Here is a 21,479-nt window from a genome sequence, read left to right on the forward strand (position 1 = left end):
CCAGTCCGAAGCAGCGCAAGCGGGGCAGCTCCGGGTCATCCGATCTGCCGACTGCGGGGAGGAAGGTCGGTGGGTGCGGGACTGCCGAGCAGGATGTCGCGGGCACGTTCAGAGCCGCAATTGAATATCGCGTCCAGCGCCGACAGGTGGCTGAGGAAAGGACCGTCGCCAACTTGTTCGTATGGCACCGGACGATAATCCTGAAAGATCACCGTTATCCCCGCGGCACGAAACCGGTCGAGATCGATGAAAGCCGCCGCCGCGGCACCATCGTAAAGTATGTCGGCTCCAAAGTGACGACAGATATCAATAAGCTTCTGGTTCTTGTCCGTGGATTTCTCGAGCACCGACGATGAGAAGGCAGTTGGGGTATCAATATCCAGGGTCTTGCAAAGAAATTCCGTCGCGGCCACGTCCAGGTCCATTAGCAGATGGTAGTTTCGCGCGAACATGTCCTGCAGAGCGGGAAATAAGGTATCAAAGGCTGAGGCCTTGCCGTACCACGACTTCAGGCGCTGCAGCATCTTCTTTTGCCAGTCGGGTTGCGTGGCGATCGGCACGTCGCGGATGAGTGCGTTACCGGAAAATTGCACCGGTACGGTCAGGAACTCGATCTGCCCTTTGGAGCTCTTGAAACGATTGCGATTGCGCCAATCCTGCTTCGTGTATTGCACGTCGTCGAGGTAGACAAACAGGTCCGCTCGCGCGATCTGCTCTAGGTAACCGAGCCACGGCAGGAAACTTGGCTGAATAGTCGAGAGGATCATGCGGCGGGCCTCTCCAGAACGCGCAAAATGAGATCCGCCGTGGCGTCCACGGCTTCCGGCGTGATGGTCTCGTCGACCCATAGATTAACGACACGAGAGGCGAAATGCTCTGCGCCGGGATATGATTCAGCGCCGGCCGTTTCGCCAACGAACTGGGCGGCGATCGGAGGATACCAAGTGCTGCAGGGCACGCCCGCGCAACGCAGGGCGACGACTAGCGTGTCGCGGCGGGCCGTATCGACCAGGACGTTGAACCGCCACGGCGCGTTGCCCTCCGAGGCTGCTACGGGGCGCGCACCGCCTCCCTTCAACCGCTGCCGCCACCGCGCAGCCATTGACCGCCTTCGTTCAAGACCAGCAGGAAGTGCGGCGAGCGCGTCCGCGATCGCTACTATTCTCGAAGGTCCGATGCGCATGGCTACGAAGGCGCGATATCCCTCGTAGACACGCCTCAGATCCGCCGGTGTGCTCAAACGATCGCTGCGCAAGGCGCGAACTGCTGCCTCCATGTCGGCGTCGGCGCGGCGCTCGGATTCGTCGGCCAATGGCCTAGTTTCGAGCCAACCGGCCATGGCTTCGATGACGGCAGGATCATTTGCCGTCACGGCACCGCCGCCGCCTGCGTCCACAATCTTGCCGGGACCGAATGAATAGATAGCGGCATCGCCGAAGATCCCCACTGGACGCGAATTCCAGACAGCACCAACAGCGTTGCAGCAATCTTCAATCAGCCGCATTCCGCGGGCGGCGGCGAACGCAGCGAACGCGTCGATTGCAACTGGCATCCCGAAATTGTGGACCGCCAAAATGGCACCGCAACGCGGTTGCCAGGCAGCGGCAATGTCCTCAAGGCGAGCATTGCCCGTATCCGGATCGACATCGTGAAAAACCGGTCGCACGCCTGCCCATATCAGTCCGGCAACCGCGATGGGACACAAATTAACCGGCACCAGAATGTCATGCCCGGCTAACCCGAAACCGTGCGCCGCCGCCATCAGGGCAGCGGTGCCGCGCGAAGCAACAAGAGCAGAACGACCGTCGATCAACCCTTCAAGCGCCGGGATCGTCATGGATTGACTCCAATTGCCCACGGAATCGCAGGTTTACGTTGATGCGCTCGACCTTGTACGCGACGACTCCAACTAGAATGAATTGCAGCCCGACAATGACGATGAGAATGAAGAACAAAAGCCAATTCGTTCGCAGGGGATGCTGGAGCACTATGCCTGCCGCTACGACACCAGCAAGCCCACTAGTTCCGATCAGGACGTTCAGGCAACCCAGCGCCATCAATGACAGAATCGTCGTCGTGCCAGCGGAGAAATTCAGGATAGCGAGGAGAAGGACATGCACGAGCCGCAAAAATCCGTAGCGGCTGCGGCGGCCCTCTTCGGCCTGTACCTCCACGGGTACTTCCACGACCTTCGCACGCAGGAAACTGACAAGAAGTGGCACGTTCTGCGCCAACACGTCGGCGCGCAGGATATCTTGCACGGTGTTCCGACGGAACAATCGGAAGGTGGTCGCGGGGTCGCTGAGGTTTGATCCGGTAAGTCTGTTGACGAGGATAGTGACAAGCCGCGACCCGAAATCTCGATGAGCTGCACTGTTGCGGCGTGCGCGGGCACCGGCGATCACATCGGCCTGTGGGTTGGCAAACGCCGTCTCGACCAGCGCTCGGATGTTGGACGGCGGCACCTGCTCGTCGGCATCGGCAACGACAACAAGCTCACCCCGCGCAGCCCGTAGCCCGACCACCGTCGCGATGTGCTGTCCCGCGTTGAGTCTTAGACGCACCACCCGTAACTCCGGCACGGTTTGCTCCGCCGCGCGTAGGATCGTCGGGGTCTCGTCGGTGCTGCCGTCGTCGACCACGACGATTTCGAATCTTCTACCGAGATCGCGAAGCGCTGTGGCCGCGCGATAGACGACACCGGCGATGTCGGCCCCCTCGTTGTAGGCTGGCATGACGAGGGTCAGTTCGACCGATCCTCTGGCGATTCCCGTCTCGTCCGCCATGACAATGTCATCCTCAGAGGAAGCGCTTGAAATCGAACGTACGCGCGATCGCTTCCAGCTCGCAATCGAACACGCGCGTCGGCGCCCAACCAAGTGCCCGGATTCGTGCATCATCGAGGCTGTATCGTCGATCTTGCCCCGAACGATCTTCCACGAATGTCCATGCTTTCTCTTCAGGAACAGAGAAGAAACTAGCAAGGCGGCGCAGGATTCCGATGTTCGCAATGTGCAGGTCACCGGCGACGTTGTAGATGGTGTTGGGTTGGCCGCCTGCGATTACGGTCAACACGGCTTCAACCGCATCCTGCACATGCAGCCAGCACCGCTGATAGCTGCCGTCGCCGTGCAGGATGGCGGGCTTGCCTCGCGATAAACGCGCGCAGCTCTTGGGAATCAGCTTTTCCGGATACTGGTGCGGCCCATAATTGTTGGTGGGGCGGACGATGTTCGTGTCCAGGCGATAGGTACGAGCCCAACTCATCACCAGCATGTCTGCTGCAGCCTTAGTAGCGGCGTAGGGGTTTGACGGACAGAGGCGGCCGGTCTCGGTATGGGCGCCCGCGTCGATGTCGCCATAGACCTCGTCGGTGCTGATCTGGATGAAGCGCGGCCGGTCGCCTGGCTGCTTCATACGTGCAAGCTCCAGTAGGTGCTGCACGCCGAGGATGTTGGTTTGACAGAACTGCTCGTTGCTCGCGATTGAGTTGTCGACGTGGGACTCGGCGGCGAAGTTCACGATGACATCGCATTCAGGCAGGTGATCGAGTCGGGCAATGTCCTGCTGAATAAGGCGGTAATTGGCCCAACCCTCGAACTCGTCCTTGATCGTGCGGTCGGCCGCATAATTCACGGAATCGATATTAGTGACCCAGTGACGCAGCTCTAGACACCGCTGGACGAAGTGTTTGCCGATGAAGCCGAGGCCGCCAGTCACGAGGATGACAAGACGAGATCCGGCACCCGTCATAGTGTCCGGCTCAAGGGGCTCGCGGCAGTTCTCGAAGATTGGAGCCCGCGGCGGAATTATTTGGTCGGTTGCGAAATCCATGGGGTCAGGACTGCTGCGCATTTTTGAGCAGCGGGTAGATCAACCGCCGCACTGTATCGATGACGTGATCCTGCTCGTCACGGGTCAGGGAGACGTAAAGCGGCAGCGTCAACGTGCCGGCTCCCCATTCCGCGCTGATTGGATGATCGGAACTCGTATATCCGTAGCGCTCCGCGTAATAAGTCGCCGTGGGCACCGAGCGGTAGTGCACGCCGATACCAATCCCGGCTTCATTGAGGATATCGATAGCCGTATCCCGGATCGCGCCGACGTGGATCAAGAACATGTGCTCGGCGCCGACTGTGCCAGGCTCCGAAGCGACCAGCCGCAACGGTCCGTCCGCAAACCCCGCGCGATAATGCTCGACCAAGTCTTTCCGTACCTGCAAACGGCGCTCCACGGCGGCGATTTGGGGCGGCAGAAGTGCCGCCAGCAGATCCGGCAGGTTCGCCTTGACGCCGAGGCATAGCATATCCCAATGCCGGTACCTGCTTTTCTGGTAACGGTTAATCGCCGTAGCGTCCATGCCATGGAGGCGAGTTTGCTGGAGACGTTCGTACAGCGCGGGATCGCGGCACGTGATGGCGCCGCCCTCGCCGCAGGCCACGTTTTTCGTCGTGTAGAACGAAAATACGGCGGCATCCGACCACACGCCCGGGCGTTCACCATCACGCGTGCCTTCGAAGCAATGCGCGCAGTCCTCGACGATTCGCACGTCGGGACGATCGCGCAGCACTTCCCGCATCCCGCGCACGTCGCACATCTGACCGTAGAGATGCACTGGAATAATCGCCTTGGTGCGCGGCGTGAGTGCCGCTGCGACCGCTGCCGGAGTCATCAGGAGCGTGTCGGGGTCGACATCGACGAAAATCGGCTTCGCCCCCAACAACTCCACGACGTTGGCGCTGGCGATGAAAGTCATCGCTGGTACGATAACCTCGTCACCATGTTTCACGCCGAGCGCCAGCAGCACCGCCAGAGCACCATTGGTCCAGCTGTTGGTCAACAGCGCGTGGGGAATACCGTGGAATGTGGCGATCTGCGCTTCGACTTCCCGACCAACCGGTCCAGACGTCAGGAACGGCGTTGCGAGAACGCGAGCCATAGCCTCGCTATCCGCGGCTGTGAGATCATGACGATAGAAGGGAACGTTCAGGAAGTCGAGCATTCGGCTTTTTCACCGGAGTTACAGTTCATCAAGCAATGAGTATACGGCAAGCGAAGGAGGTCGTGGCGGATTGCGACCTCGACGTGGGGAAAAACACGTTCGCCCAACCCGCGATAACCGGGCTCGTCCCGCACCGCCTGTCCGGAGTCGCGATTGATGAGAAACCGGGCGATCGGATGCTGCCCGGGCGCGCGGCACGGATCCAGTGTAAAGACGCGCCCTCTCGGCGCGAGCAAATCGTCGGCGAGACGGAGCGCAGTGAGGGCTTCATCGTCACTCAGGTGATGCAGCAGGCCGAGCATAATGACGAGATCAAAGCCTTTGCTCTGCTGCTGCCGCGCTAAGGAAAAGTCACCACAAAGGAATGTGCCTCTGCTCCCATGTGCAGCAATGGCCGCTTCAATATGCCGGGCGTTGGCGTCAATACCAGTGTACTCACACTGTGGGGGCAACTGGTGAAGCACATCTGCGGGGCCACAACCGAGATCAAGTATGCGACCTGTCGCTGGAGGGCGCATGAACATGTCGACCATACGCTGCCGTGCGCCGGGACCACCGAGCGCATCCTGCAGGGCGCTATACAATTGCGGGAACCCCACAAGACGGTAGGCGCCTGATGTGCGTTGACTCACGATGTGACCATCGGCTTGCGGAAAATGGCTGTCATCGGTGTCAGCAGATCGGGCGGCACCTGGCTCAAGAGCGCTAATAACCCCATGGACCGTGCCGCTCGCAAGACTGCGCCGATCGCCTTGCCGGAAGCGTTCCCGAGATGGCGAGCACTAAAGATCGGATCGGCAATCAGCCTTTCGATTTGCCCGGCCATTTGGCCACGTACTAGCTCGATCTCGAGGCCGTTGCGGTGTGCCAGGCGCCGTAGCCGGCGTGCTGTGACGAAGTTGAGGCTATCCCAGACGAGCTTCTGCGCGGTAATGCGCGCCGGGAACAGCCGCTTCGTCAAAGTCGGGGCGAAGGGTACCAAGGGAATATTGAGGTGCGGTTCATAGGGGAATGTGTAATTGGGGCAGCAATGCAACATGGTGCCACCAGGGACCAGAACCGTGGCCATTGCAGCCATCGCACGGTCGAGGTCGGCGACATGTTCGAGAACGTTGAATGAAAACAAAAAGTCGAAGGTGCCATGCTGGGCGGGATCTAGATCCTCCGCCCCAATTGTCAATCGGTCCGGCGGGACGCGGCCCGAGCAGGCCGCGATTTCTGTCGCCAACTTTGCAAAGACATCGAAAGGACCGGCGGTCGGCTCCAGTTGTTTCACGTTCACGTTCCGCCGCGCCAGCCATAGCGAGACAAAACCAAGCCCACTTCCGATCTCTAATACTTTCATATCGGGCTTGATACGTTGTTCGACGATCGGGGTATACGTTCTCGCCTCATTCGCGAACATTTCGATCAGAAACCGGCACTGACCGGGCGCGAACCCAACTTTTTCGGCCGCCGCTAAAACGAAAGTATCCGATTCAAACCGGGAAAGGAACGCAGCCAGATCCTCAGTTTCCATCCTTCCCCTCGCTCGATGCCCGGCCCCGGGAAAGACAGGTCGATCTCAGTCGATCTATCACTGGAGTGGCTCTGCAGCAGTTTGTCCGAGTGCTATAGATGACCAAAACGGGTTGAGCAACCCGCGATCGCCCCGTGCTCTGCGAGTGGGACTAGCCGCGCGCTGAAGCTGAGGATCTCCCCAAGCGTCCCACTCTGATCACGCATATGTTCAATTTCTTGGGCTGACGTAGTCTAGATCCGGCATTCGCAAACGCACAGCTTGATGGAAGGAAATTATCAGATCAAAACATGAACAAGGGCAGTGATAGGCTCTGCCGCAGGTGCCTCCGGGCCGGAGCGTCTTCGACCTTGGATTGGCCGGAATCAAACGCTGGATGGTATTGTCTTGAAACAGTTCCCCTTGAGCTCGAAATATGGGAACACTGTCGCTCCTACTCAAGTAGCCCGCAAGCCCATAGTGCCCTTGGCCCTCGGGCTGCAACCTTCTCGATCCGCGCACACCGTGGCGGTTCAGTGATGGAGAATAAAGCCGGCGAGCAGCTCTTGATAGAGAGCGGATTGATGTCCACTGAGATCAGGGATGAGCTCGCTGGTGCTCTCCGCCGACCCCGATTCGGCGTGGCCGTCCGATTGCTGCAAGAAGTCGAAGCTTTCCGATTTTGATTGCGCCGCGCCGCCCACTCCAAAGGCGAAGCTTTGTCCAGTGACCGTTGCAACCTGCTGAGGAGTAATCGACTGAGCAGGAGGAACTCCGATAATCCCGTCGCCATTCAGGTCTTGATGGAAGCCGGTCTCGAGATTTTGAAGCGTGGTGGTGTTGCCTGGGCCCGGCATGTAGAAATTACCCCTATAGTTGCCGCTGGTGTCCGTGCTCCAGACTGAATATTGGCCCATGGCTTCGTTCTTCCAAGCCACCTCGTAGCCGCCTGAAACTGCCTCAACCCCGATAGGCGTGTAGCCGCCGAACTGGCCGACCGTGACGGCCGCACCCTCGTATTTCAGTACCGGACCCGTCCCGCCGGCAACGGGACTAAGGAGATAATTGTTTCCCGACAGGACCAGCGCGGTCGTTCCAATCGCCTCGATTACGGACTGAACGACACCGATGGTCCCATCACCATTCAGGTCCTGATGGAAGCTGGCCTCAAGCGTTTCCAACGCAGTGGTGTTGCCCGGACCCGGCATGTAGAAATTGCCGGTGTAGTTACCGCTCGCGTCCGTGCTCCAGACCGAATACTGGCCGGTGGTCGCATTCTTCCAGGCCACCTCATAGCCGTTCGTTACCGCCTCCGCGCCAATCGGAGTATAGTTGCCGAATTCGACCCCGGTGACCGCCGACCCCTGATACGTCAATGTGGGTCCGCTGCCACCGCCAATAGGATCGAGCAAATAATGGTTGCCGAAGAGGTCCAGTTCAGTCGAACCAACCGCCTCGATGACGACGGGCGCGGGCGGTCCGATCACACCGTCCCCATTCAGATCTTGATGGAAGCTGGTTTCCAAGTTCTCGAACGCCGCGTCGTTTCCTGACCCCGGCATGTAGAAATTGCCGGTGTAGTTGCCGCTTGTGTCCGTGCTCCAGACCGAATACTGGCTCGTCGCCGTGTTCTTCCAAGCGATCTCATAACCGTTTGCCACAGCTTCTACGCCAATCGGCGTATAGCCGCCGAATTCTTCCATCACCGCGGCGGAGCCGCCATACTTCAGTAGCGGTCCCGTCCCACCGGCGACGGGGTTGAGACAGTAGCTGTTGCCGGACTGCACGAGTTCGGTCGCGCCGCCCGCCTCGATCACCGCGTTTATCGCGAAGGTGGTACTGGCGACCGTGCCGTTGGCAAACTGGAGATTTTCCAGCCCTAGGACGGTGTCGGTGCCGTCAGGCGATTCAGAGCGCTGATCGGCCAGAGTATAGGTCTGAGTGCTCGAATTGTACGATATGGCGTAGTTGAACTCATTGCCCGAATACACCGCTGTGTCCATGCCTGCGCCACCGTCGATGGTGTCGTTGCCGCCGCCGCCGGTGAGCGTATCGTTGCCGGAGCCGCCGTTCAGGACGTTGGCGATTACGTTGCCGATGAGGGTATCGTTGCCCGAGCCGCCGGTCGCGTTTTCGATCAGCGAACGCGCGTCACTGTTGTAGAGGTAGGCATTGTAGACGTTGCCCGACGCGTAATGGCCGTTTCCTAGGTTGGCCAGTTGAACCGACGAGAACACCGACGACGCACCTGGATTGAGATTGATGCTCAGGTTCGTCGTGTAGTTCGACAGGTCGTAGGTATCGACGCCGCCACCATCCCAGATCGTCTCGTAGATGCGATTGGCCGAGCCACCAGCAGCGCCATTGTCGGCCGGCTGGCCGCCGCCGTTGATGAACTCCTGCCCGGTGGTCGGGCTCCATGTATAGACGGTGGCCCCGCCCTGGGTGTTGTAGTTCGCGCCGTACATGGTCTGCAGCGCTAGGATATCGTTGGCCATATAGGTCTGCGGATATCCATAGGCTTCGTTGGTGTAGCCGCTCGTCGTGGAAGCACCAACATAGCTGCGATAGCTCATGACGGTGTATTCGCTGTCGTCATGCGCGCTCGGCACGGCGACATTGGCGGGGCCGCCCGCTTCCTGGCTGTGCTTGAGGCCGAAGGCATGGCCGAGCTCGTGCAGGGCGGTGGTGAAATAGTAATTGCCGAGTGCGGCGAGTGAGTAATTGTACTGAGTTCCGAACCAGATATCGCCGCCGGACGCGTAGTTGCCGGGGTAATAGGCGTAGGAGGTCGGATTGGCCGAAGGCGATTGCGCGACCATGATGTCGGCGCCGTTCGTCCCGGCGTACTGGACATTGGCGTTGGTGTAGCCGAGGATCAGCCCGATCGCGTAATTGATCGCCGCCTGCATCTGGATCGGTGCCGATGCAAAACCCGCCGTGGTCGGCTCACTGCTTCCGCCGCTGTAAGGATTGGCATAGTCGCTCGCAGCGTCAGGAAAGCTGTAGCTGATCGTGCCGGACCATTTCGAGCCTGACAGCAGGCCATCGATCTCAGCGTTGTTGGTGGCACTTACGTTGACGGCGGTGGCCAAGGGAATCTCCGAAGCAGCAAACCCCGTTCGATTCGGGGCCCGGACAGGTGATTCTAGCTTGAGAGCTAAACGTTTGGTTTAAATTGGGCGGCCGAAGCCGCACCTCTTCCATAAGGCCGTGTTAGCTATCAAATTCCGTAGTCATACGGGCCGGACGAGGGTCCGGGTTCCGGCTGCTCGCGTGATTGCGAGGAAAATCATGAAACTGCGTCCACTCTCGGCCGGTCTGTTCGGCGCCCTGGTCGTGCTCGCCGGGCTGGATCATCTACCCTTCGGAGGACTGCCCGTCAGGATCGGGAAAGCCAACGCAGACGACGACGGCAAGGCGGTGGCACGCGCGCCCTCGGTCCCAGCCGCCCGCGATCCCTCCGCCGCTGTGGCGGAGGAATACGAAGCCGCCCGACGAAAGGGAACCCGCGAGGCCTTCGAGCTGTTCATTGCACGGCATGGCGATAGCCCACTAGCCGAGCGGGCGCGCGGCGAGCTGACACGCCTGCCGCGCTGATCCCTTTCACGCAGCGCAGCACACGGCGTGGGGCTAGACCCGTCAGGCATTGCATTTTGGCAGCCGGCATCCGCGCCGGCACAGACTTGCCGCATGGTCGTTCGGCACTATGGTAGGCCCGCAATCTGTCCCGGAGCCTTTCACGATGCCCTTTCCGCATGCCTCGGAAGCCCTGTCGCGCTTCACCGTGCTCGATCTGACCCGCGTCCGGTCCGGGCCCACCTGCGTGCGGCAGCTCGCCGACTGGGGCGCCAACGTCGTCAAGATCGATGCGCTCACCGAGGATGTCGGCGGCGAGCAGCCGGGCGGGCCGCGGCGGGGCTCCGACTTCCAGAATCTGCATCGCAACAAGCGGGCGATGACGCTGAACCTGAAGGACGAGCGCGGGCTCGCCGTGTTCAAGCGCCTCGCCGCCAAGGCCGACGTTGTGGTTGAGAATTTCCGCCCCGACGTGAAGAAGAAGCTCGGCATCGACTATGAGAGCCTCGCCAGGATCAATCCGCGTATCGTCTACGGCAGCATCTCCGGCTTCGGCCAGGACGGGCCCTACCACAAGCGGCCGGGCTTCGATCAGATCGCGCAAGGCATGGGCGGGCTGATGTCGATCACGGGCGCGCCGGGCGAAGGCCCGATGCGGGTCGGCATTCCGGTCGCCGACCTCACCGCCGGTCTATTCTGTGCCATGGGCATTCTCACCGCACTGCTGGAGCGCGAGGTCTCTGGCAAGGGCCAGTGGGTGCAGACCTCGCTGCTGCAGGCCCAGATCTTCATGCTCGACTTCCAGGCCGCGCGCTGGCTGATGGAAAAGGAGGTGGCCAAACAGGCCGGCAACAACCACCCGACCAGCATTCCGACCGGCGTGTTCAAGACCTCGGACGGCTACATCAACATCGCCACCACGGGCGGCCGGATCTGGGCGCGCTGCGCGCAGGCGATCGGCGCGCCGGAACTCTACAGCCATCCCGACTATCTGACCGCGCCGGCCCGCTCCAAGAACCGCGACGCGCTCAATGCCGAGATCGAGAAGCGTACCTTGAGGAAGTCCACCGAGACCTGGGTCCGTGAACTCAACGAGGCCGGCGTGCCCTGTGGGCCGATCTACGCCATCGACCAGATGTTCGAAGACGAGCAGGTCAAGCATCTCGGCATCGCGCAGGAGGTGCCCAACGACGATGATCGCGACATCCGCCTGGTCGGCCAGCCGGTGACGCTGTCGCGCACGCCGAGCAGGATGGTGGCGCGGCCGCCGGAATTCGGCGAGCAGACCGACGAAGTGCTCGCAGAATTCGGTTTTGATCAAGAAGAAATTGTAGCTCTCAGGGCGGCGAGGGTCGTGTAGATTCAAAGTGAGCGCGCAGAAAGCGACATGAAAAAGCACGCGAAAGCACCCTCGTCTCAGGTCGCCTAGTGAACGCGCTCGCGCACAGTCCGGTACCCGGCGCGTGTCGCCTTGGAACAAGGTGGTCAGCAAACGGAAGACGCTCGTTCAGCCTGCGTTTACTGACCGGCTCCTCGTTAAAGGTCGCGAGTTCACAATTGTGTTTGGGGGACGCACCCTGGGGACGGCCTTGTGCTTATGGGTGAGGCCGTGCTTTTGTGGGGCGGATGCTCGAGCGGTACGGTCCGGTATGATTCTAAGTACACACGCGATTGTTGGCGGCGCCATCGCTTATATGTTGCCCTCCCATCCAATCGTGGTCGCTGTCGCAGGATTTGCGAGCCATTTTGTGATCGATGCAATTCCACATTGGGACTATCCCCTTCAAGCAATCTCAGTTCGCAAGAATGCCGATAACCGACTGTTGAAGGCGGATCGTCGTTTGTGGATGGACCTGCTCACGATTGCGACCGATGCATCGACTGGATTCGCCGTGGCGATCCTTCTATTTTACCCAAGCGCGCCGATTTGGGTGATCGCCCTGGGGGCAGCCGCCGGCATGCTGCCCGACCCGCTCCAGTTCGTGCATAGCCTCTACAAGCGAGAACCGCTAGTGACGCTTCAACGCTTCCATGTCTGGATACACACTAAACGTAGGCTGAACTGGCAGATTGGTATCGTGTCGCAGGCCGCCTTCGCCGCCCTCGTTGCGGCAACCACGCTAGTCGCGAAGCAATAAGCGAATAGAAGACGATGCGGCTTTTCTATCGCCTCCTCGATTTTAGATGTCCGAGGAGACGGTCGATCACAGGCCAAAACAGCAGCACGATCGCCAACGTCGTAATCGAGCCGACCAGGCCGTTCGACCAGAACACCTTGAGGTCGCCGCCGGCGCCGATCATCGACAGTCGGAAGGCATCCTCGGCGCGGTTGCCGAGCACGAGCGCCAGCGTGAACGGTGCGAGCGGAATGCCGATCTTCTTGAAGACGTAGCCCATGACGCCGAAGCCGAGCATCAGCCAGATATCGAACATCGCGTTCTGGATCGCATAGGCGCCGATCGCGCAGGACACCACGATCATCGGCGCCACCGCGGCGAACGGCACGCGCAGGATCGAGGCGAAGATCGGCACCGTCGTCAGCACCAGCACAAGGCCGACGACATTGCCGAGATACATCGAGGCGATCAGGCCCCAGACGAAATCCTTGTGCTCGACGAACAGCAGCGGTCCCGGATTGAGCCCCCACACCATCAAGCCGCCGAGCAGGATCGCGGCGGTGCCGGAGCCGGGAATGCCGAGCGCCAGCATCGGCAGCAGCGCCGCGGTGCCGGAGGCATGCGCCGCCGTCTCCGGCGCGAACACCCCCTCGATGCGGCCCTTGCCGAAGCTCTCGGGATCCTTGGAGAAACGCTTGGCGAGATTGTAGCCCATGAAGGAGGCGGCGATCGCGCCGCCCGGGGTAATGCCGAGCCAGCAGCCGATGAAGGAGGAGCGCAGCAGCGTCACCCAGTATTTCGGCAGGTCCTTCCACACGCTCAGCACGACGCGCAACGAAATGCTCGCCGGGTGTCCGCGCAGCGCCAGGCGCTCCTCCATCGTCAGCAGGATCTCGCTGATGCCGAACAGGCCGATGACGGCGACGAGGAAGTTGATGCCGCGCAAAAGCTCGGACGAGCCGAAGGTCATGCGCAGATTGCCTGACACCGTGTCCATGCCGATGCCGGCGAGCAACAGCCCCAGCGACATCGAGATGACGGTCTTGTGCTTGGCCTCGCGCCCGAGCCCGACGAAGGAGCAAAAGGTCAGCAGATACACCGCGAAGAACTCGGGCGGGCCGAACTTCAAGGCAAAGGACGAGATCATCGGGGCGAGGAAGGTGATCAGGAGCACGGCGACCAGCGAGCCGATGAAAGAGGACGTGAACGCCGCGGTCAGCGCCTCCGCCGCCCTGCCCTGCTGTGCCATCGGATAGCCATCGAAAGTGGTCGCGACCGACCAGGCCTCGCCGGGGATGTTGAACAGGATCGAGGTGATCGCGCCGCCGAACAGCGCGCCCCAATAGATGCAGGACAGCATCACGATCGCCGAGGTCGGATCCATCGTGAAGGTGAGCGGCAGCAGGATCGCAACGCCGTTGGGGCCGCCAAGGCCGGGCAGGACGCCGACGAAGATGCCGAGCACCAGCCCGACCATCATCAGCGCGAGCGTCTTCCACGTCAGCAGGACGGCGAAGCCGTGAAGCAACAGGCCGAAAGCTTCCATCGCGGGCCCGCCTTAGTGGCCGAAGGCCGCTTCGAGCGGCCCTTTCGGCATGATGACGTCGAAGGCGATGTCGAAGGTGACGAACATGATCGCCGTGAATACAATAGCGGTGAGCAGCGACTTCCACAGCGCGATCTTGCCGACGAGGCGCATGAAGGCCGCGATCAGCAGGAAGCTCGCGACATAGAGGCCAAGATACTGCGTCGTCAGGCAGAACAGCAGCGTCGGCACGAACACGGCCATCACGCGGCGGGCCTGCGCGCGCGTGACGAAGGTTTCGGGCGCGGCGCGGTGCGCGACCAGCGCCGCGATCAGGCCGTAGAGGCTGCCGCCGCCGAGAATGACGGAGAGATAGAACGGGAAATAGCCGGGCTCCGGCCCGGTCGAATCCCAGGAGGCGCCGGTGCGCCAGTTGTCGTAGCCGAGCGTGGCGGCCAGCGCGAGCAACAGGAGGCAGACGAATATCTCGATCGTCCCGGAGGAGACGACGGAAGGCGAGTCGTCTTCGGGCGCGGTCGGATCGTCGACGACGATTTCAAGATCGGTTTGGGACATGCTCTGCCAGGTCAAAATTGCGCTGCCATCACCCGCCTATGCGCAATTGCGCCTAGGAGCGGATGATCCAGTACGCGGTGCAGAAGCCGTCTTTCGTCGATCTCTGTGCAATACTGGATGCCCCGGTTCGCCGGGGCATGACGTGGAGATGTGATTATTTCGCGACGAATCCGGCTTCCGTCATCAGCGACTTGTTGACTGCATCGTCCTCCTCGAGGAATTGCACCATGTCCTTGCCGGTGAGGAAGATCGGCTTCAGCGCCTGCTTTTCCATGTAATCCTTGTATTCCGCGGTCTGCGTCACCTTGTGGAACAGCTCGACATAGAACGCCTGCTGTTCAGCGGTGACCTTGCCGGGCAGGAACATCGCGCGCAGCATCAGATACTGCACATCGACGCCCTCCTCCTTGCAGGTCGGGATGTCGGCCCAGGACTGCGTCTCGGTCACCTTGCTGGTGTAGGAGATTCGCTCCTTGTCGAACACGCAGAGCGGACGGACCTGGCCCGCGCGCCAGACTTCGAGATTTTCGGACGGATTGTTGACGTTGGATTCGGTGTGGTTGCCGACGAGTTGGGTCGCGGCCTCGCCGCCGGACTTGTAGGGCAGATAGGAGAATTTCGCGCCGGTCTTCTGCTCGAGGAACACGGTCAGCACGTGATCCTCGCGCTTGGAGCCGGTGCCGCCCATCTTGAACGGCGCGGGTGCCGCCTTCGCGGCGGCGACGAACTCCTTCACCGTCTTGGGGCCGGCGCTGTTGTCCCACAGCACGAACTGGTCGAGCGCGATCACCGAGACCGGAGTCAGCTCACGCCAGTTGAACGGGATCTTTGCCGACAGCGGCAGCATGTAGATCAGCGAATAGGCGATCAGCACCTTGTTGGGGTCGCCCTCGCTGGACTTCATGTACATCAGCGCTTCGGCGCCGGAAGCCCCGCCCTTAAGCGAGACCACAATCGGCTGCTTCATCAGGTTGTTCTTCTGGATGGCGGCCTGCATCATCCGCGCCATCTGGTCGGAGGCGCCACCCGCGCCCGCCGCGACCACGATCTCGACCGGCTTGGTCGGCTCCCAGCCGGCAAAGGCCGGCGTGCTCAACGATAGCGCTGCTGCGAGGCCAACAGCTTGCATTAGAATTCGCACGAGTTTCGTCCCCGGGTTATTGTTGGCTTTGTTTGCCAGGAATTTATCGACGCATTGTGCGGACTAATATCGGCCAGTTCAAGCAGGCGGGCATCCCGCTGCCTATGACTTTCGGCTGACGAAGCCAAGCCGGAGATGCGCTACTTGCCCTTCCAGTTCGGCGTGCGCTTGTTGAGGAAGGCGTCCATCCCCTCGCGGAAATCTTCGCTCATATAGGCCTTGAGGATCAGATCCTCGCCCTCTTCGCGCGACAGCGTGCGGCGGATGCGGCGCACTGCCTCCTTGGTCGCTTCAAGTGTCAGCGGGGCGTGGCTCGCCACGAGCTTTGCGGTCTCGTCGGCGCGGCGCTGCAGCGTCTCGACGTCAGGCACGATTTCGTTGAGGAGCCCAAGGGCCAGTGCTTCCGGCGCCTCGACGAGGCGTGCCTTGAAGATCAGATCCTTGGTGCGGGCGGGGCCGACCAGCGAGACGACGCGGCTGATATTCGACATCGACAGGCAGTTGCCGAGCGTGCGCGCGATCGGAAAACCGATGCGCGTCGCTTCAGTCCCGATGCGGAGGTCGCAGCAGGCCGCAATGCCGGCGCCGCCGCCGGTGCAGGCCCCCGCGATCGCCGCGATCACAGGCACGCGGCACTGCTCCAGCGTGCCGAGCACGCGGTCGATGCGGGCCTCATAGTCGAGCGCATCCTGCGCGGTTTTGAACGCACGGAATTGAGAAATGTCGGTGCCGGAGGCAAACGCCTTGTCGCCGGCGCCGGTCAGGATCAGCGCCTTGATCGAACGGTCGGCGTTGATCTCCTGGCAGATCTCCGCCATGCGCTCGTACATGGCGAAGGTCAGTGCGTTGCGCGCCTGCGGGCGGTTGAAGGTGATCCGCGCGATGCCGTCCGTGACGGAGTAGAGCAGGTCTTCATTGGCAGTCGTCGGTGCGTTCATCGCGCGCTCTCTTTTCTCTAAGTTCGTTCAGGCGAACCGCCCCTAGGCCACCTGCGCCTTTAAGCGACCTGACCCTTTAGGCCACCTGAGCCTTTAAGCGACCTGAGCCTTGGCCATCGGCACCGCGTCGCGTCCTTTCAGGACGTCCATGGCCGCCAACACGCCGCCGCTCCGGTGCGGAATCTTTGCAAGATCGAGGCCCATCTCGACGCCGGCGAGCGTGCCCATCAGCATCAGATCATTGAAATGGCCGATATGGCCGATGCGGAACACCTTGCCCTTGACCTTGTTCAGGCCGGTGCCGAGCGACATATCGAAGTTTTCCAGCACCACCTTGCGGAAGGCGTCGGCGTCATGTCCGTCCGGCACGCGCACGCCGGTCAGCGCCGGCGAATGTGCGGCGGGATCGGCGCACTGCGTCTCCAGGCCCCAGACCTTGATCGCGGCACGCGTCGCCGCGCTGTGGCGCTCGTGGCGAGTCCAGACGTTTTCGAGCCCCTCCTCTTCCAGCATCTTGATCGCCTCGCGCAGGCCGTACAGCAAATTGGTGGCGGGCGTATAGGGGAAGGTGCCGAGCTTGTTGAAGTTGATGACCTCCTGCCAGTCCCAATAGGAGCGCATGCCGGGGTTGGCCTTGGCCACCGCGAGCGCCTTCTCCGAGACGGCGTTGAAACCGAGGCCCGGCGGCAGCATCAGGCCCTTCTGCGAGCCCGCGACCGAGATGTCGATGCCCCATGCATCGTGCTCATATTCCATCGAGCCGAGGCCGGAGATGGTGTCGACCATCAGCAGCGCCGGATGCTTGACCCGGTCGAGCAGCTTGCGCACTTCAAGCGGCGGCGTCACGCAACCGGTCGAGGTTTCGTTGTGGACGACGCAAACCGCCTTGATCGTGTGCTGCTTGTCGGCGGCAAGGCGCTTCTCGATCTCGGCGAGGTCGGCGCCATGGCGCCAGTCGCTCGGGATGAAGTCGACGTCGAGCTTGAACTTGTCGGCGATGCCGCGCCACAGCACGGCGAATTGGCCGGTCTCGCACATCAGGACCTTGTCGCCGGGCGCGAGCACGTTGACCATCGCAGCTTCCCAGGCGCCGGTGCCGGACGAGGGGAAGATGATCACGGGCTGCTTGGTGCGGAACACCCGCTGCATGCCCGCGAGGACGGCGAAACCGAGCTCAGCGAACTCCGGACCGCGATGGTCCGGCGTCGGCATGTCCATCGCGCGCAGCACCCGGTCGGGCACGTTGGTCGGTCCTGGAATCTGTAGGAAATGCCTTCCAGTATGCACGGTCATCGGCGTCCTTCCCGGTCTTTGAGTCTGTCTTGGAGTCTGTCTTGGCTTTGAGCCCAGCTTGACTTCGGGCCTGTTGGCCTGAAGGGGGCTGCGCGAGCCGCTCGAATATCACTATTCGCCGGGCTTGTCCCTCGCCGGGCGGGGTCCGTCAATGCACAAGAAGCAGGGCTCGCCTTGCCAAGGGCCGTGACCGGAGGCAAGACGGGGGCGGCGAACAGGCAAGAGCGGACCATGGCGGCGGAAGTGCCCGGGAAATCACAGGAATCGGCCAAAAAGGACGGCCTCGCGGCACGTCTGGCCCGGGAAATCACCGGCGACGTCCTGTTCGACGGTTTCAGCCGCGGCCGCTACGCCACCGACGCCTCGTTCTATCAGATCGTGCCCGCTGGCGTGGTCGTGCCCAAGACCATGGAAGAGGCCCTCAAGGCGCTGGCGATCGCGCGCGACGAGGGACTGAAGGTCACCCCTCGCGGCGGCGGCACCTCGCAATGCGGCCAGACCGTCAATGACGGGCTCGTTGTCGATCTCTCCAAGCACCTGAACCGGATCCTGTCACTCGACGTCGAAGGGCGGACCTGCGTGGTCGAGCCCGGCATCGTGCTCGACGACCTCAACCGCCAGCTGAAGAAACACGGCCTCTGGTTTCCGGTCGACGTCTCCACGGCCTCGCGCGCCACCATCGGCGGCATGGCCGGCAATAATTCCTGCGGCGGCCGTAGCTTGCGCTACGGCACCATGCGCGACAACACGCTGTCGATGGAAGCCGCGCTCGCCGATGGCATCATCGGCCATTACGGCGAGGTATCGCGCGATCTCTCCGATCTCGATGCGAACGACAGCGCGCGCCCCCTGTTCCGCGACATGCTCGATCTCGGCGCCCGCGAGGCCGAGGAGATCGCCGCGCGCTTCCCAAAGGTGCAGCGCCGTGTCGGCGGCTACAATCTCGATGCACTGGTGCCGCGCAACGCGCGCAACAACATGGCGCATCTGCTGGTCGGCTCGGAAGGCACCCTGGCCTTCACCACCAAGGTCGAGCTGAAGCTCTGGCCCGTGATCCGCAACAAGGCGCTCGGCGTCTGCCATTTTGGCAGCTTCTACGAGGCGATGGATGCGGCCCAGCATCTGGTCAAGCTGAAGCCGATCGCGGTCGAGCTGGTCGACCGCACCATGCTCGCGCTCGGCCGCGACATCGCGATGTTCCGCCCCATCATCGCAGCCGCCATCAAGGGCGATCCGGACGCCGTGCTGGTCGTCGAATTCGCCGAAGAGGATCAGGCGGACAACCTCGTACGCCTCAAGCAGCTCGGCGAGCTGATGGGCGATCTCGGCTTCGACTGGAATAACGACAGGCGCAAATGGGGCGGCGTGGTGGAGATCACCGAGCCGGCGCTGCAGGGCGGGATTGCCGATTTCCGCGCCGCTGGCCTCAACGTCATGATGTCGATGAAGCAGGAGGGCAAGCCGGTCTCTTTCGTCGAAGACTGCGCCGTGCCGCTGCCGCATCTCGCCGACTACACCGCACGCTTGAACGAGGTCTTCGCCAAACACGGCACCAGCGGTACGATGTACGCGCACGCCTCCGAAGGCTGTCTGCATGTGCGGCCCGTGCTGAACCTGAAGCTGGAGAAGGACGTCAAGGCGATGCGGGCCATCGCTGAGGAAGCCTTCGAACTGGTGCGCGAATACAAGGGCTCGCATTCCGGCGAGCACGGCGACGGCCTGGTGCGCTCCGAATTCCACGCAACGATGTTCGGCGAGCGCCTGGTCGCCGACTTCAAGGAAGTGAAGCAACGCTTCGATCCCGACGGGATGCTCAATCCCGGCAAGATCGTCGACGCTCCCAGAATGGACGACCGCTCGCTGTTTCGCTTCAAACCGGACTATCGCGTCGCTGAGCTCAAGACAAAACTCGACTGGTCTGCTTATCCCGGGGCCGGCGGCGGTTTTCAGGGCGCGGTCGAGATGTGCAACAACAACGGCGCCTGCCGCAAGCTCGAGGGCGGCGTGATGTGTCCGTCCTACCGCGCGACGCGCAACGAGAAGGACGTGACGCGAGGGCGCGCCAACACTTTGCGGCTCGCGATCTCCGGCCAGCTCGGCGCGGGCGCACTTTCCTCCGACGAGATGATGGAGACGCTGAAGCTCTGCGTGTCCTGCAAGGCCTGCCGCCACGAATGCCCAACCGGCGTCGACATGGCCAAGATGAAGATCGAGGTGCTCGCCGCGCGCGCGGCCTCGCACGGCCTGACCTTGCGTGACCGCCTGGTCGGCTACCTCCCGCGCTATGCCGGCCTCGCGTCGCGCTTCGCGCTGCTGGCGAATTTCCGCAACCATAGCCCGCTGCTGCGGAAGCTGTTCGAGCGCTTTGCCGGCATCAGCGCCCGCCGCGCGCTGCCCGCGTTTCGCAGCGACGTGTTCGTGCCGCCGGCCGAGGCGGTCGGGCCGGAAACCGGTCGCGAGGTCGTGCTGTTCGCGGACACCTTCAATCGCATCTATGAACGCGAAAATCTCGACGCCGCATTGCGCGTGCTCGCGGCCGGCGGCTACCGCGTGCATCTGCCGAAACCCGCAAGCGGTGGCCGTCCGCTATGCTGCGGCCGGACCTTCCTGTCCGCCGGTCTCGTCGACGAAGCCAAAGTCGAGCTCGATCGTCTTGTCGCCGCCTTCGCGCCCTTTGCCGCGCGCGGCGTCCCGATCGTCGGGCTCGAGCCGAGCTGCCTTTTGACCCTGCGCGACGAGCTCACCTCGCTGCGCCAGGACAACGACGCCAAGGCCGTCGGCGCCCACGCGCTGACCTTCGAGGAATTCCTGGTGCGCGAGGCCGAGGCCGGCCGGCTGCAACTGCCGCTCGGCGCCGTTGCCGACAAAGCCCTGGTGCACGGCCATTGCCATCAAAAATCGTTTGGCGCCTTCAAGCCGGTCGAGCAGGTGCTGCGCCTCATCCCTCGCCTTGAGGTCGAGACCATCGAGTCGAGCTGCTGCGGCATGGCCGGCGCCTTCGGTTATGGCGCGGACACCTACGATGCCTCGATCGAGATGGCCGAGCTCTCGCTGCTACCCGCCATGCGGCGCGCGGACCAGAATACGCTCGTCGTTGCCGACGGCACCTCTTGCCGTCACCAGATCCACGACGGCGCCCAACGCGAGGCGCTTCACGTCGCGCGCGTGCTGGCGATGAGCCTCGATCGTGCCGAGACCCAATCCACAATCCCTCTCATTGCAAAGGAAACCAGCCATGGCTGACCTCACCCTCGACACCGCCCGCAAGATTCTCGACGCCGCCTTCGCGAAATCCACGGAGCTGAAGCTGAAGCCGCTGGTCGTCACCATCCTCGACGCCCGAGGGGTGCTCAAGATCGCCGCGGCGCAGGACGGCACCAGCCTGATGCGCGCGGAGATCGCGCACGGCAAGGCCTAGGGCGCACTCGCATTGGGCATGGGCTCGCGCGCCCTGTTCCAGCGCGCGCAGGAGCAGGCGTATTTCATCGACGCCGTGAACACCATGGCCAAGGGCGCGCTGGTGCCGGTCCCCGGCGGCGTGCTGATCATGGACTGCGCCACGCTGCTAGGCGCGGTAGGCGTCTCCGGCGACACCTCCGACAATGACGAGGCGTGCGCGGTGGCCGGCATCCAGGCCGCGGGGTTGAAGGCCAACGCGGGATAGCGATCATCCACGAACCCGAAGCTCGCACGCTCGCCAAGACCTTGTGGAGTGGGCCGCGGGGGTTGCTTGTCGGGGGTTGGAGTCACTAGACCGCTACCGCTTTTCCCCACATGACGCAAATCTGCGATATTTCATGCGATCTTGCG

At 62.3% G+C, this 21,479-nt stretch carries 17 protein-coding genes and 1 pseudogene; 6 read left to right on the forward strand and 12 right to left on the reverse strand.

From position 1 onward, the window contains the following. Positions 1 to 35 precede the first annotated feature (35 nt). The 5 genes from IVB32_RS08745 to IVB32_RS08765 are packed head-to-tail and all read right to left on the reverse strand — an operon-like array spanning position 36 to position 5,002. Positions 36 to 767 (reverse strand): WbqC family protein, encoded by a 732-nt coding sequence (locus IVB32_RS08745; protein WP_247410162.1) that lies wholly within the window; start codon positions 765 to 767, stop codon positions 36 to 38. Continuing rightward, the gene (locus tag IVB32_RS08750; RefSeq protein WP_247410164.1) at positions 764 to 1,837 is read right to left on the reverse strand and encodes a DegT/DnrJ/EryC1/StrS family aminotransferase; all 1,074 of its coding nucleotides are present in this window, start codon (positions 1,835 to 1,837) and stop codon (positions 764 to 766) included. The genes IVB32_RS08745 and IVB32_RS08750 overlap by 4 nt, the downstream gene beginning before the upstream one ends. Beyond that, positions 1,818 to 2,786 carry a glycosyltransferase family 2 protein gene (locus IVB32_RS08755; protein ID WP_247410166.1) on the reverse strand — a complete coding sequence of 323 codons (969 nt, stop codon included), beginning with the start codon at positions 2,784 to 2,786 and terminating at the stop codon, positions 1,818 to 1,820. Before IVB32_RS08755 ends, IVB32_RS08750 begins: the two co-directional genes overlap by 20 nt. Before the next feature lie 13 nt (positions 2,787 to 2,799). Further along, positions 2,800 to 3,834: a GDP-mannose 4,6-dehydratase gene (locus tag IVB32_RS08760; protein ID WP_247410168.1), complete on the reverse strand. Its 1,035-nt coding sequence runs from the start codon at positions 3,832 to 3,834 to the stop codon at positions 2,800 to 2,802. A gap of 4 nt (positions 3,835 to 3,838) precedes the next feature. Further along, positions 3,839 to 5,002 carry a DegT/DnrJ/EryC1/StrS family aminotransferase gene (locus IVB32_RS08765; protein WP_247410170.1) on the reverse strand — a complete coding sequence of 388 codons (1,164 nt, stop codon included), beginning with the start codon at positions 5,000 to 5,002 and terminating at the stop codon, positions 3,839 to 3,841. 62 nt (positions 5,003 to 5,064) lie between these two features. On the opposite strand from IVB32_RS08765, the gene IVB32_RS08770 reads away from it, so the two are divergent. Then, entirely contained in the window at positions 5,065 to 5,346 is a 282-nt protein-coding gene (locus IVB32_RS08770) for a hypothetical protein (RefSeq protein ID WP_247410172.1), read from the forward strand. Positions 5,347 to 5,630: 284 nt separating this feature from the next. Here the strand turns inward: IVB32_RS08770 and IVB32_RS08775 are convergent, their stop codons facing one another. Then, positions 5,631 to 6,521 (reverse strand): class I SAM-dependent methyltransferase, encoded by an 891-nt coding sequence (locus IVB32_RS08775; RefSeq protein WP_247410175.1) that lies wholly within the window; start codon positions 6,519 to 6,521, stop codon positions 5,631 to 5,633. Between the two features lie 512 nt (positions 6,522 to 7,033). Further along, positions 7,034 to 9,595: a M10 family metallopeptidase C-terminal domain-containing protein gene (locus IVB32_RS08780; RefSeq protein ID WP_247410177.1), complete on the reverse strand. Its 2,562-nt coding sequence runs from the start codon at positions 9,593 to 9,595 to the stop codon at positions 7,034 to 7,036. A 199-nt stretch (positions 9,596 to 9,794) separates the two neighbouring features. Between IVB32_RS08780 and IVB32_RS08785 the strand changes: the two genes are divergently transcribed. The 3 genes from IVB32_RS08785 (at position 9,795) to IVB32_RS08795 (ending at position 12,217) form a co-directional block, all read left to right on the forward strand. After that, positions 9,795 to 10,100: a hypothetical protein gene (locus IVB32_RS08785; RefSeq protein ID WP_247410178.1), complete on the forward strand. Its 306-nt coding sequence runs from the start codon at positions 9,795 to 9,797 to the stop codon at positions 10,098 to 10,100. Between the two features lie 145 nt (positions 10,101 to 10,245). Continuing rightward, positions 10,246 to 11,439, forward strand: coding sequence for a CoA transferase (locus IVB32_RS08790; RefSeq protein WP_247410179.1), 1,194 nt, complete (start codon positions 10,246 to 10,248; stop codon positions 11,437 to 11,439). A 388-nt stretch (positions 11,440 to 11,827) separates the two neighbouring features. After that, positions 11,828 to 12,217: a hypothetical protein gene (locus tag IVB32_RS08795; protein ID WP_247410180.1), complete on the forward strand. Its 390-nt coding sequence runs from the start codon at positions 11,828 to 11,830 to the stop codon at positions 12,215 to 12,217. A 25-nt stretch (positions 12,218 to 12,242) separates the two neighbouring features. On the opposite strand, the gene IVB32_RS08800 is transcribed toward IVB32_RS08795, so the two are convergent. The 5 genes from IVB32_RS08800 to IVB32_RS08820 all read right to left on the reverse strand — a co-directional run bounded on the left by IVB32_RS08800 (position 12,243) and on the right by IVB32_RS08820 (position 17,669). After that, the gene (locus tag IVB32_RS08800) at positions 12,243 to 13,742 is read right to left on the reverse strand and encodes a tripartite tricarboxylate transporter permease (RefSeq protein WP_247410181.1); all 1,500 of its coding nucleotides are present in this window, start codon (positions 13,740 to 13,742) and stop codon (positions 12,243 to 12,245) included. A gap of 12 nt (positions 13,743 to 13,754) precedes the next feature. Further along, positions 13,755 to 14,297, reverse strand: a complete 543-nt coding sequence (locus tag IVB32_RS08805; protein ID WP_247410182.1) for a tripartite tricarboxylate transporter TctB family protein — start codon at positions 14,295 to 14,297, stop codon at positions 13,755 to 13,757. Positions 14,298 to 14,451: 154 nt separating this feature from the next. Beyond that, positions 14,452 to 15,426 carry a tripartite tricarboxylate transporter substrate-binding protein gene (locus IVB32_RS08810; RefSeq protein WP_247410183.1) on the reverse strand — a complete coding sequence of 325 codons (975 nt, stop codon included), beginning with the start codon at positions 15,424 to 15,426 and terminating at the stop codon, positions 14,452 to 14,454. Positions 15,427 to 15,578: 152 nt separating this feature from the next. After that, positions 15,579 to 16,376, reverse strand: a complete 798-nt coding sequence (locus tag IVB32_RS08815; RefSeq protein WP_247410184.1) for an enoyl-CoA hydratase/isomerase family protein — start codon at positions 16,374 to 16,376, stop codon at positions 15,579 to 15,581. Between the two features lie 93 nt (positions 16,377 to 16,469). Continuing rightward, positions 16,470 to 17,669 carry an aminotransferase class V-fold PLP-dependent enzyme gene (locus tag IVB32_RS08820; protein WP_247410185.1) on the reverse strand — a complete coding sequence of 400 codons (1,200 nt, stop codon included), beginning with the start codon at positions 17,667 to 17,669 and terminating at the stop codon, positions 16,470 to 16,472. A 231-nt stretch (positions 17,670 to 17,900) separates the two neighbouring features. Between IVB32_RS08820 and IVB32_RS08825 the strand changes: the two genes are divergently transcribed. Continuing rightward, a complete protein-coding gene (locus tag IVB32_RS08825) occupies positions 17,901 to 20,912 on the forward strand; it encodes an FAD-binding and (Fe-S)-binding domain-containing protein (protein WP_247410187.1) in 3,012 nt (1,003 codons plus the stop codon). Beyond that, positions 20,905 to 21,333 (forward strand): annotated as a pseudogene (locus IVB32_RS08830) (heme-binding protein). The gene IVB32_RS08825 and the pseudogene IVB32_RS08830 overlap by 8 nt, the downstream one beginning before the upstream one ends. Positions 21,334 to 21,479 lie beyond the last annotated feature (146 nt).

It is taken from the genome of Bradyrhizobium sp. 23, from assembly GCF_023073295.1.
Taxonomy (GTDB): Bacteria; Pseudomonadota; Alphaproteobacteria; order Rhizobiales; family Xanthobacteraceae; genus Bradyrhizobium; species Bradyrhizobium canariense_D.